At 47.3% G+C, this 11,993-nt stretch carries 12 protein-coding genes, 1 rRNA gene and 1 other annotated feature; all 13 genes read right to left on the minus strand.

Going from position 1 to position 11,993, the window contains the following annotated elements; all coding sequences use genetic code 11:
- A 16S ribosomal RNA gene (locus HNR77_RS08220) occupies positions 1-278 on the minus strand; the annotation flags it as partial.
- Between the two features lie 477 nt (positions 279-755).
- Positions 756-2,378 carry a LysM peptidoglycan-binding domain-containing protein gene (locus tag HNR77_RS08225; protein WP_184182446.1) on the minus strand — a complete coding sequence of 541 codons (1,623 nt, stop codon included), beginning with the start codon at positions 2,376-2,378 and terminating at the stop codon, positions 756-758.
- A gap of 199 nt (positions 2,379-2,577) precedes the next feature.
- Positions 2,578-3,459: a branched-chain-amino-acid transaminase gene (gene ilvE / locus HNR77_RS08230; protein WP_184182448.1), complete on the minus strand. Its 882-nt coding sequence runs from the start codon at positions 3,457-3,459 to the stop codon at positions 2,578-2,580.
- 146 nt (positions 3,460-3,605) lie between these two features.
- Positions 3,606-4,481, minus strand: coding sequence for a prephenate dehydratase (gene pheA, locus HNR77_RS08235; RefSeq protein ID WP_184182450.1), 876 nt, complete (start codon positions 4,479-4,481; stop codon positions 3,606-3,608).
- Complete coding sequence (gene thrB, locus HNR77_RS08240) at positions 4,478-5,446, minus strand: homoserine kinase (protein WP_184182452.1); 969 nt, start codon at positions 5,444-5,446, stop codon at positions 4,478-4,480. Before thrB ends, pheA begins: the two co-directional genes overlap by 4 nt.
- Entirely contained in the window at positions 5,443-6,513 is a 1,071-nt protein-coding gene (gene thrC / locus HNR77_RS08245) for a threonine synthase (RefSeq protein ID WP_184182454.1), read from the minus strand. Before thrC ends, thrB begins: the two co-directional genes overlap by 4 nt.
- A 119-nt stretch (positions 6,514-6,632) precedes the next feature.
- Positions 6,633-7,919, minus strand: coding sequence for a homoserine dehydrogenase (locus HNR77_RS08250; protein WP_184182456.1), 1,287 nt, complete (start codon positions 7,917-7,919; stop codon positions 6,633-6,635).
- Between the two features lie 95 nt (positions 7,920-8,014).
- Positions 8,015-8,452, minus strand: a complete 438-nt coding sequence (locus tag HNR77_RS08255; RefSeq protein WP_110898886.1) for an ACT domain-containing protein — start codon at positions 8,450-8,452, stop codon at positions 8,015-8,017.
- Positions 8,453-8,647: 195 nt separating this feature from the next.
- The gene (gene obgE, locus HNR77_RS08260; protein ID WP_184182458.1) at positions 8,648-9,958 is read right to left on the minus strand and encodes a GTPase ObgE; all 1,311 of its coding nucleotides are present in this window, start codon (positions 9,956-9,958) and stop codon (positions 8,648-8,650) included.
- Positions 9,959-9,974: 16 nt separating this feature from the next.
- On the minus strand, positions 9,975-10,712 hold the full coding sequence (locus HNR77_RS08265; protein WP_111268753.1) for a Spo0B domain-containing protein: 738 nt from the start codon (positions 10,710-10,712) through the stop codon (positions 9,975-9,977).
- Between the two features lie 150 nt (positions 10,713-10,862).
- Positions 10,863-11,174: a 50S ribosomal protein L27 gene (gene rpmA, locus HNR77_RS08270; RefSeq protein WP_110898889.1), complete on the minus strand. Its 312-nt coding sequence runs from the start codon at positions 11,172-11,174 to the stop codon at positions 10,863-10,865.
- A 23-nt stretch (positions 11,175-11,197) separates the two neighbouring features.
- Entirely contained in the window at positions 11,198-11,527 is a 330-nt protein-coding gene (locus HNR77_RS08275; protein ID WP_145405252.1) for a ribosomal-processing cysteine protease Prp, read from the minus strand.
- A gap of 13 nt (positions 11,528-11,540) precedes the next feature.
- Complete coding sequence (rplU, locus tag HNR77_RS08280; protein ID WP_090919085.1) at positions 11,541-11,852, minus strand: 50S ribosomal protein L21; 312 nt, start codon at positions 11,850-11,852, stop codon at positions 11,541-11,543.
- A gap of 14 nt (positions 11,853-11,866) precedes the next feature.
- Positions 11,867-11,950, minus strand: a sequence feature (ribosomal protein L21 leader region).
- Positions 11,951-11,993: the final 43 nt, after the last annotated feature.

The following is an 11,993-nucleotide window of genomic DNA, read 5'->3' on the forward strand; positions in this document are numbered from 1 at the left end:
AGCCGTTACCTCACCAACTAGCTAATGCGCCGCAGGCCCATCCTCAAGTGACAGATTGCTCCGTCTTTCCAGTTCCCTTCAGGCGAAGAAAACAAGTATTCGGTATTAGCTACCGTTTCCGGTAGTTGTCCCAAGCTTGAGGGCAGGTTGCCTACGTGTTACTCACCCGTCCGCCGCTAAGTCTCAAGGAAGCAAGCTTCCTATCAACTCCGCTCGACTTGCATGTATTAGGCATGCCGCCAGCGTTCGTCCTGAGCCAGGATCAAACTCTCCAATAAAGTATTGAAAAGAGCGATTAGCTCATTTTGAATCTGACGAGATTGTTAATCTCATTGTTGATCTTGCAAGCAAGATCATTACTCACTCGTTGTTCAGTTTTCAAAGATCAAACTTGTTTCACATCAGCGCTGTGTTTCAGCGGCGACTTAAATAATGTACCACACACTCAAATCTAATGCAAGAGTTTTTTTATTAATAGTTTTAACTATCAATAAATCACACCGAAAACTTCAACTAAAGCTTGCATATCAATCAGCAAAATAAAGCCTGTATTTATTGTAACATATCTATGAATAGGCTTTCAAACATTAATCCACAATCTTTTTATATATTCTACAAATCAATCGTTCTAACCCTTCCTTCCGCTCTTTATATACAATCAGGTACATTAATAAACGAAAAAGCCAGCTCTGCATCTGCAGAACTGGCCTTTCCATCATGAGCTGCTCTCTTCAATAACTGCTGACTATAACCACTCAGTTTTGAATCCATGGATTACGACGTTTTTTAACTACTTTTCGCTGATTTGACGATGCTGCTGATCTTTCTCTGAACGCGTTGCCCGATACAGATACCTTGGGTTTATTTTTGGACACAGCCTTTGTCGATTTTCGCTTCACTGCCCCGGACTTACCTGAGGACGATTTTGGCTTGGACTCTGTTTCTGAATCTGACTCTTCAAATGCAGCCTGGCTTAAGCTCGCATCGTCACGTCCACCCTTCTTCCCACTCTTGGCACCATGTACTTGTGAAGGATACATCTCTCCAAAAGCACCAAGTGGAGAAGGCGGCACCATATTTTGTGCAGGATATGGATTTTGATAAGCATACTCCATCGGCTGATTTGGCATTACGGATGTGGACATTTCAGGCGGCATTCCATTTACATGACCGTACATGCCCCAGGCGGGCTCCTGATAACCATACGCAGGATAAGTATATTGAGGGGCATGTGTGTGTGAGCCGCATCCGCATGGAGGGTATGGAAGCATGGAGTATGGAGATATAAATGGCGGTTGATGGTTCATCTGATGGTTTGCAGCTGCAAAATTATTGAATGGACTATTTACCTGACTTGCTGGCGAAATCGGGAATGCGTTGTTTGCATTTGACGCCCCTTCCGACAAATTAGGCATTACATTGTTGTGATTATAGGTCTGCTCATCTCCGCTCCATGGACTGTTTGGCATATTTCCTATGCTATAAGAGCCCACATCCTGAATTCCAGGGAAAGGAGAGTTATTGCTCACGCCTGCCGTATACATGTTGTTTTGCTGAACACTGTATACCTCTTGTGCAGGTACGGGAACCTGGGCATACGGATGCTCCATTGGAGCATGAAGCATTTTCGAACCGCATCCGCAAGGAGCCTTGGCAATCGGCGCTACATCCACAGGAGACTGGGTTTCAGGCATAACGGGCAAAGGCATCATATTCGGAGAAGGATTAGGCGTTTGAGGTTTCTCGGCTTCAGCTGCAGGTTCAACTTGAACTTCTGGCTGTTTCTGCTCTTTTTTGTCCATCTTCTTCTCCGGTTTCACCTCAGGCAATTCAGGTAATTGTGGTAATGCCTCCAACTCAGGCATAACGTTAGGCTCAGCCTGCACAACCGGAGCAGGAACCGGATTTTCAGCCACAGGAGGTGGAGGCGTTGGCACGACAGGCGCCGGTTCTTCTTTTACTCCTGTATACGCTTTGCCTTCGGGCGACAGTTTTTCCTGCATACCCATATTGCCAATTTCCGTATTGGCATTAGAATTTCCTTGTGTGTGCATGGAAGGAATGTAGACCGTTTCTCCTACTAACAGTGCATTAGGATTTTTCAACTGCGGATTGGCATTAATCATGTCTTTTAAAGGCACTCCCCAGGCTTGTGACAGCTTCCATAACGAATCCCCTTGTACAACCTTGTGACTGTGCAGCACACCCTCTGGCTTCGGTGTTACTGGCTGTGCAGGAATTTTAACCTTCATGCCGATATTCAGTTTGTCGGGATCTGCAATCTGCGGATTAGCAGCAATTAATGTGTCCAGCGCTACGTTATATTTTTGAGACAGCAGATATAGTGTATCGCCCTTTTTTACCATGTGTATTTTCACAGGGAACTAACCTCCTAAACGTCATACTTGGGCTGTACATTCGCCCATACCGTTACTACATCCTATGCAGCAACTGGGCTAATGACATCACCTGAACAAAAAAAATCCTCCTTAATCCGAAAATCCCGCATACATTACGCATGCCGCATTTTATCGGACAAGGAGAACTTTTGTATTCATTCTGTTAGACGTTAGTGACTTATTCCCACACTTTATAACCGTCTTTGTCAACAATTTGACGGAAAGCTTCAAGCAATTTCAAGGTAACCGGACCCGCTACGCCAGAGCCAATCGTTCTGCCATCAACTTCACAAGCCGCAATAACCTCAGCAGCCGTTCCTGTGAAGAACACCTCATCTGCAATATACACATCATGAAGCGTGAAAGGCACTTCTTTTAATTCAATGCCAAGCTCGCCGCACAGATCAATAATTGCTTGACGTGTAATGCCTTCAAGTGCTCCGAGATAACAAGGAGGAGTGTAGACAACACCGTTTTTGATGATGAAAATGTTATCGCTAGAACCCTCGGTTACATAACCTTGCGAGTTAAGCATAATAGCCTCACCAGCACCTGAATAGTTCGATTGCAGCTTGACAAGAATGTTATTCAGGTAGTTGAGTGATTTGATTTTTGGATTAAGCGCATCCGGGATGTTACGACGCTGAGATACGGATACAGCCTTCAACCCTGTAAGATATGCTTCTTCTGGGTAGATTGCCAGCTGCTCCACAATAATGATCACCGAAGCTTTAGGGCAACGCAGCGGGTCAAGACCCAGGTTTCCCGGACCACGTGACACAATTAGTCGAATATAACCGTTGCGCATATCATTGCGGCGTACCGTTTCAGCCATCACTTCGAGCATCTCGTCGTAGGACAACGGAATGTTCAGACTGATCGATTTTGCCGAATCATACAGACGATCCAAGTGGGCCTTACATCTGAAAATATTGCCATTGTATATCCGAATCCCTTCGAAAATACCGTCTCCATACAAAAATCCATGATCATAGACCGAAACTTTTGCATTTTCCTTGGTCACATACTGACCATCCAAGTAAATCCACTGTTCTGCCACGACGAACTGCACCTCCGTTAAATATACATGTCCAAACTTGCCGAAACATAATGAACCTGTCCATTGTACATCAAAAATAAAGAAATAACTCGCTTATTTCACACAGATGACGCATGATTCTTCAGCTTGCTCCAACCACACTCCTGTTAGCTCGGTGAGGGGTATGTATAACATGGATAGCTGCCAAGCACACGCACCTGACAATTCAGTGCCTCAATCTCGGCTATTGCTGCTGTGAGCAATACGGAATCAACCGTTTCAACCACATCGATGTAAAAATAGTAACTGCCCAGACGTTTCTTGGTTGGTCTCGATTCAAGACGGGTCAGGTTCAGCTTTCTCCAGGCAAAAGCCGACAGCACTTGATGCAGCGCACCCGGAGCATCCTCAGGCAGCGTTACAATCAGACTTGTCTTCACATGGTCCGCTTTACGCGGAATGCTGACAGGTTCATGACCAATCAGCACAAAACGGGTGTAATTGTTATCATGATCCGTCACCCTTTCAGCCATAATGTCCAAGCCATGCTTTCGGGCAGCAAGCTTTGTACCGATTCCCACCCAGCCTTTTCCCGGATTTTTTTTCACAATTTCTACCGCTTCAGCCGTGCTGTTTACACCTTCGAGATTTGCATCTGGCGAATGCTGACGAATAAAATTCTGGCACTGCGGGATCGCCACAGGGTGAGACATAATTTTCGTAATTTTACTAAAATCATACGAACCATCGTGCATTCGAAATTCGTTCCCATGTCCGATGATATTTTGAATGGACGGATAGACCCACTCCGCTTGTATCGGAATGTCCACCTCATTCACAAGCCAGTCCATATGAAGGCTGACGGAGCCCTCAATTGTATTTTCAAACGGAATCACACTATACTGCACACTTCCACTATCGACTGCACGAAATACGTCTGAAATGAGCTTGAAATGATTGAGCTCGAGCGGTTCGCCGTCAAAAAGAAACTCGATCGCTTCGTGAGAGACTGATCCCTCAGGTAAAACTGCAATTCGTTTCATTCGTTAATTTCCCCTTTGATTCGCTCCAGAAAAGGACGTTCATCTTGATCCGGAAGAACAACTACGCCATCCAGATCCGGGTCCAGCCACATCGCAGTGGCCTGAATACCCTCCTGCTTCATGGTGCCCGTCAAATATTGCTCTAATTCAGCTTTGCGAGTGTCGTGACGATCCACCAGCGTCAGCAAGGTTGGTCCGGCCCCGCTTAAAGCTGCTCCCAAAGCACCATGCTTCGATGCATGCTCCAGAATTTCCGCCATACCCGGTACCAGCGATGCACGATACGGCTGATGAATCCGATCCGACATCGCCTTTTGAATCATATCCAGTCTACCACTCGCTAAGGCAGCAACGAGCAATGAAGATCGGCTCACATTGTGCACTACATCGGCCTTCTCGAACTGCTTAGGAACAACATCCCGCGCTTTGGAAGTGGATAGCTGAAAGTCCGGAACGATAACCAGGGCCTGCAGATCCTGATGAGGCTCGATTCGAATATAATCGACACGTTGACCATCCCAGGCTGCTGTAATGATACCGCCGCATAAGGAAGCGCCGACATTATCCGGGTGTTTCTCCAGTGATGTCGCCATATCCAGCAGTTTATCGTTCGATAACGGACTCCCGATCAATGCATTTGCCCCAGCAAGCGCGCCAACAATTGCTGATGCACTGCTGCCAAGTCCCCGGGTAAGGGGAATATCCGAATACATTGAAATTTCAAGCTCAGGTACGGAAACCCCCGCTTCATCAAATACCATCTGTGCCACTTCATAAATGAGATTGGATTTATCCAAAGGAAGCCCCGTCAGATGATCACCATACAAATGAAAAGCTGTCTGTGCTGCCGGTTTAATCTCAAGCCAGGCATACAAAGACAAGGCCATGCCCAGGGTATCAAACCCTGGACCGAGATTGGCTGTGCTTGCCGGGATTTTTACGGTTACCTTTTCACGCAAGCTCATACAGACTGCTGCTCCAGTTGGGCAATAGCTGCCATAACCGCCTCTTCTGTATCTTCAACGACCAGCGGCTCCACAGCAGCCGTTTGGATCGCTACATTCGGGTCTTTCAGGCCGTTACCAGTCAGTACACATACAACCGTTTCTCCGCCTTTGAAGTACCCTTCGCTTTTCAGCTTGTACACACCAGCTACGGAAGCCGCAGATGCAGGCTCGGCAAATACCCCTTCACGTGCAGCAATTGTACGGTAAGCCGCCAAAATTTCTTCATCGGTAACATAGTTGATCTGCCCGCCAGACTCTTCTGCTGCAGCAACCGCTGTTTTCCAGCTCGCCGGGTTACCGATTCGGATCGCTGTAGCAATTGTTTCCGGCTCAAGAATCGGCTCTCCTTTTACGATAGCCATAGCTCCTTCAGCCTCGAATCCAACCATGCGCGGCAGCGTGCTCGATTTGCCTGCCTCTTTATACTCTTTAAAGCCTTTCCAGTATGCTGAGATGTTACCCGCATTACCAACCGGAATAGCCAGAACATCTGGTGCATCTCCCAGTTGCTCAACCACTTCAAAAGCGGCAGTTTTCTGTCCTTCAATCCGATATGGGTTGACAGAGTTTACAAGTGTAATCGGATGTTTGGCAGTAATTTCACGAACGATCTCAAGCGCACGGTCAAAGTTACCATTAATGGCAATGACCTTGGCACCGTAAATCATCGCTTGAGCGAGTTTACCCAGTGCGATATTGTTATTCGGAATCAGCACGATACAGTTAAGCCCGCCACGTGCGGCATAAGCTGCTGCTGCTGCGGAAGTATTTCCTGTAGATGCACACATAATTGTACGGCTGCCTTCCTCCATCGCTTTGGCAACGGCCATCACCATTCCACGGTCTTTGAAGGAACCAGTCGGGTTCAAACCTTCATATTTGAAATACAGATTCAAACCGAGCTCCTTCGACAGATTCTCTGCGTGAATAAGCGGTGTATTCCCTTCCTGAAGTGTAAGCTGCGGAGTATTTTCATTGACTGGAAGGTGCTCTTTGTACGTTTGCAATAATCCTTGATATCTCATTGTGGGTAAACTCCTTTTATGATTAATTATTCTATAATATCGAATGATGGGTGGCTTGCAATATATTGCAAAACACAAATTTGATAATCCATTTATTTTATAATACTGCTCAAAAGGAACTATCCTTCTACGCGGTAAACACTTTTGATCCGTCGAATGACATTCAGTGATTCAAAATGCTTGAGCACTTTGTCCATGCTCGCTTTGCTTGCATTATGCGTAACGATAATGATCTCGGCATCCGGGTTGTGCTCATTCGGCTGTTGAACAACCGAAGCCAGACTGACTTCGTATTCCGCGAAAATCTGTGTAATCTGCGCCAGCACCCCAGCTTTGTCATCCACGTGCAGCAGTATGAAATTTTTCGAAAAAATTTGTTCATCGCTCTGCAGTCTCTTCTGTTTATAAGGCACGATTGCCTTTACCCCGTTGACACCGATTTTGAGGTTTTTGGTCACCGCTACGATATCAGCGACTACAGAAGTTGCTGTTGGCAGCTCTCCTGCACCGGCACCGTAGAACATCGTTTCGCCTACAGCCTCACCATGCACATATACAGCGTTGAACACACCGTTGACGGAGGCTATGGGATGGTTCTGTCTTACCATCGTCGGCTGTACGCTAATCGTAATCTCATCATCACTGCGATCCGCGATACCGAGCAGCTTCAGTTCATATCCTAGCCTTTTGGCATAAGTGATATCCTCACGTGTGACAGCGGATATGCCTTTCACTGTAACATCCTTCAGCTCCACATTGGTACGGAAACCAAGGGTGCTCAAGATTGCCATTTTCCGGGCGGCATCAAGCCCTTCAACATCGGACGTCGGGTCTGCTTCTGCATACCCCAGAGCCTGTGCTTCTGCCAGCACCTCTTCATAAGAGGCACCTTCCTGGCTCATTTTCGTTAAAATATAGTTCGTTGTGCCGTTCACAATCCCCATAATCCGGGTGATCCGGTCAGAGGAGAAACCTTCAATCAATGTGCGGATAATCGGGATACCGCCTGCCACACTGGCCTCATAAAATACGTCACATTGCTTTTCCTGCGCTTTAGCCAGAATCTCCGAGCCATGCAAGGCCATAAGGTCCTTGTTTGCAGTCACAATATGTTTTCCCCGCTCCAGCGCCTCTAGGATATATTCCTTTGTCTGGTCAATGCCGCCCATTACCTCAACGATAATATCGATGTCGGGATGACGAATAACTTCCCAAGGGTCCTCAGTCAGCTTTGTGCGCTCAATCGGAATAACACGATCTTTCTCCGTATTTTTCACTGCGATTTTCTCAATGATAATCGGTGATCCAACCTGACTGCTCAGATCCTCCTGATTCCCCTCAACGATACGAACAACACCCGTTCCAACCGTTCCAAGGCCTAACAATCCGATTTTTACCGGTTTCACTAACGACCTACCCCCTAGTCTCTAATCACGTCTGTCCATCTTGCAACACTTCACTCCTGGTTCCACATATTATCTCCAACGATCTGAAAGCCTGATTAACCTTGGCCTACGATACGTGTGCGCTTCACTCCAGGCATATCCTGCATTCGATCCAGCATTTCTCCAATCTCTCCGTGCAGATGTGTCGTTTCCACCGAGATGACAACATTGGCTCTTCCTTGAAGCGGAATACTTTGATTAATCGTAAGTACGTTAGCTCCATACCCTGCAAAATGTCCAAGCACCCTGGACAGAATACCGGACTGATGCTCCAGGTCAATCGAGATGGTTACGATTCGTTCACGCTCCAGCTGATTGATCAGATGGATTCCATCCTTGTACTTATAGAAGGCGCTCCGGCTCAATCCAACCTGCTCCACAGCCTCATGTACTGTTTTGACATCACCGGAAGCAAGCAGTTCTTTCACCTGCATCGTTTTAACTACAGCCTCCGGCAAAATATCTTCCCGTACTAAGTAATAGCGTTCATTCACAGAACGTCCTCTCCTCAAAGACTCATGTTTTCATATAGTGGACATTATATAGGATGAATCACAAAAGGGCAATACGTGACATGACTATTTTTCGAAAACTGTTTCTCACAGTATACAGGCTTCTGTCTCTCTCATGTGTGAAAAAAGCAAAAAAACGCAGCGTCACGGGTAAATCCCCGCTTCACTGCGTTCTTCCTAGTAGTAACTGCTGCCTTCCACAAACTCAAACTCGAAATCGCCAATACGCACAATAGTGCCTTCAACAGCGCCACGTTTACGAAGCTCATCATCCACACCCATATACCGGAGTGTGCGCGCCAGCTTCAGAATAGCTTCATGCGAGTTCAACTGCATCCGTTTCATCATGCGATCAATCTTGGCACTTTCCACGATGAAGGTATCGTTCTCACGCACAATACGGAAGCCTTCGTCTTCTTTTTTCTCCAGGCTGTACACTTTGCGTTCTGACAGCTCCGCAACTTCCTCCACCTCAGGCTCATCCGGAATCTGGTCAAGCAGATCAGCTGCACGGTAGAGCAGCTCCTGAATACCCTGACGTGTCAACGACGATATAGGCATCACTTCAATATCCGGCTTCACTTCACGCACCTGCTGCAAAAATTGCTCCAGATTGGCTTCGGATTCCGGCATATCCATCTTGTTCGCGGCAACGACCTGCGGTCTCTCGGCGAGCACAGGGTTGTACAATCTCAGCTCATCATTGATTTTCTGCCAATCCTCGAAAGGATCACGGCCTTCTGAACCGGACATATCCACAACGTGAATGATAACCCGTGTCCGTTCAACGTGCCGCAGAAATTCATGTCCTAGCCCTACACCTTCATGGGCACCTTCAATCAGACCTGGCAAATCGGCCATCACAAAGCTGCGACCTTCACCCACGTCAACGACACCCAGGTTCGGTGTAATCGTCGTAAAATGGTACGCTCCGATCTTCGGCTTGGCTGCCGACACCACGGATAGCAGCGTAGATTTCCCTACACTCGGGAAACCGACCAGACCCACATCCGCCATAACTTTAAGCTCAAGCACGATATAACGCTCTTCGCCTTCTTCACCATTCTCTGCAAGCTCGGGTGCAGGGTTTCTCGGGGTTGCAAACCGGATGTTCCCCCGACCGCCCCGGCCGCCTTTGGCAACAACAACCTGCTGACCATGACGTGTGAGATCAGCCAGCACTTCTCCACTGTCCTCATCAATGATAACTGTACCTGGCGGGATGCGCACAATCATATTTTCCGCATTTGCACCATGTTGGCTTTTGTTCCGTCCCTTTTCCCCGCGCGGGGCTTTAAAGTGACGCTGGTAACGAAAGTCCATCAGCGTGCGCAGACCTTCATCTACCCGGAAAATAATATCAGCTCCACGGCCGCCATCGCCGCCTGCCGGACCACCTTCCGGTACATACTTCTCACGACGGAACGAGACGATTCCGTCTCCTCCATCTCCGGCTTTTACATAAATCTTCGCTTTATCAACAAACATTGGTTACCCCTTCTTCCTATATTCCACAAGGCATTCTGAATTGTATAAACGTATCCCCAGACGGAATGTGCTCCGTTCTGACTTTTTTCCCTTTGAGTACGGCAGCAAGCTGCCGCAGCGTTTCTGGATCAGGAGTTTGATCCCCTTCCAGCCGAACGACTACATCTCCATGATCCTGCCCGAAGTTCAAGGTCAGTTTGCGAACCTCTCCCCAAGACGACCGGCCGCCGCCATATTGATAGGCCCGAATTGCATCCGCAATCGCCCCCGTAAGCGACTCGCCATCCTCGGGAGAGACCAGAGCACTGAGCTGCAGCTCTTCCTCCACTTCCACATGCAATTCCAGCGCAACTCCACTGGCCCGGAAAGACTGCAAATAAAATACGAGAGAAGGAATACCGAGTTTGGATATCCGGCTTTCCTCATTAACCCTCTCCTTTATTCTTTCCACACATTGCAGGGATTTATCAAGCTTGCCCAGTCTGAGATATCCATATAACACCTGAAGATCGTTCATCCAGTCATGCCGATGATGATTTAATGAGGCAATTGCAGTTTTTTCCATGGATTGTATAATGCTTTTGCGTACCGCCTCCGCCTGTTTCTTCAGCGCATATGCAGAAATGAACATTGCCACAACCGACCACAACGCACACACAACACTCGCGAAGGGTGCCGGATACAGCATAACAAAAACCAAAGGAATCACAAGCGAACATGCCGCAATCCACGGCACTCTTTTCCAGGATTTCATGGCTTCTCCCCGTTCTACAAAACTCGGTTGGTCTAAACCCACCGTAACCCAGTATAACATGTCTTTTCTGCCAGTTCATTAACGAATAGCCGCCGAATGCAAAAAACCTCCGGCAAAAATGCCGAAGGCTCCTTAGGCGGAATGCCGATATTACGCTTCTACTGCAGCTGCTACAGGAGCAACGTCTACAGGGTAGATGCTTACTTTTTTGCGATCGCGACCCCAACGTTCGAATTTAACAACGCCGTCGATTTTCGCGAACAAAGTGTCATCTTTACCGATACCCACGTTTGTTCCTGGGTGAATTTTCGTTCCGCGTTGGCGAACGAGAATGCTGCCACCAGTTACAGTTTGGCCATCTGCACGTTTAACACCCAGACGTTGTGCATTACTGTCACGTCCGTTCTTCGTGGAACCTACACCTTTTTTCGATGCGAACAACTGAAGATTTAATTTCAACATGATTGGTTTTCCTCCTTCTTTATTTATTGGTGCTGCTGTATTTGAATATACTTCCCGTATGACTCTTCAATATTAGAGAGCATAACTACCATGGATTCGAGCAACAGCTGTACCTGAGAATACGTTTCCCCTTTTGCCAGCATTGGTAAAGAACCACTCAGAAAGCCATTCTTCATCTTGGCATGCATCTCGACACCAGTCAATGCCTCAATCGAGTTCACTGTACCTACTGTAACAGCAGATACCCCGGCACATACGATATCTTCTCCCCGTTTGGCAAAATTGGCATGCCCTTCGATGGAAAAGCGTTCGATGTTCCCGTCCTCATCACGAAAGATTTGAACGATAATCACTTATCGCACCTTCTTACGCTTTGATTTTTTCGATAGTTACTTTAGTGTACGGTTGACGGTGACCTTGCTTCACATGGTAGTTCTTTTTCGGTTTGTATTTGTATACAACAACCTTTTGACCTTTGCCATGTTTCTCCACTTTAGCCGTTACAGTAGCTCCGGAAACCAATGGTGTACCTGCTGTCAAACCTTGATCGTTAGATACAGCCAGGACACGGTCGAACGTTACGCTTTCGCCGTCGTTCGCATTCAATTTCTCGATGAACAGAACATCGCCCTCTTGGACTTTGTACTGTTTGCCGCCTGTTTCAATAATTGCGTACATTTGCCTTGCACCTCCTCATGTCTCAGACTCGCCCGGTCTCAGGTGACAGCGCCTTGCGGAGCTGTTCTTGTACCCGGCCAGTGCGGTTACAGCATGTGCAAGACCTATTGGCTAAACACATACTTGATGATTATATCACGC

Origin of the sequence: Paenibacillus sp. JGP012, assembly GCF_014203995.1 — a bacterium.
GTDB classification, from domain to species: Bacteria; Bacillota; Bacilli; order Paenibacillales; family Paenibacillaceae; genus Paenibacillus; species Paenibacillus silvae.

Bases quoted from the DNA above. Each gene is read 5' to 3' on its own strand.
- pheA (WP_184182450.1), bottom strand. From the start codon at position 4,481: ATGAAACGAATTGCAGTTTTACCTGAGGGATCAGTCTCTCACGAAGCG.
- thrB (WP_184182452.1), bottom strand. From the start codon at position 5,446: ATGAGCTTGCGTGAAAAGGTAACCGTAAAAATCCCGGCAAGCACAGCC.
- thrC (WP_184182454.1), bottom strand. From the start codon at position 6,513: ATGAGATATCAAGGATTATTGCAAACGTACAAAGAGCACCTTCCAGTC.
- obgE (WP_184182458.1), bottom strand. From the start codon at position 9,958: ATGTTTGTTGATAAAGCGAAGATTTATGTAAAAGCCGGAGATGGAGGA.
- HNR77_RS08265 (WP_111268753.1), bottom strand. From the start codon at position 10,712: ATGAAATCCTGGAAAAGAGTGCCGTGGATTGCGGCATGTTCGCTTGTG.
- rpmA (WP_110898889.1), bottom strand. From the start codon at position 11,174: ATGTTGAAATTAAATCTTCAGTTGTTCGCATCGAAAAAAGGTGTAGGT.
- rplU (WP_090919085.1), bottom strand. From the start codon at position 11,852: ATGTACGCAATTATTGAAACAGGCGGCAAACAGTACAAAGTCCAAGAG.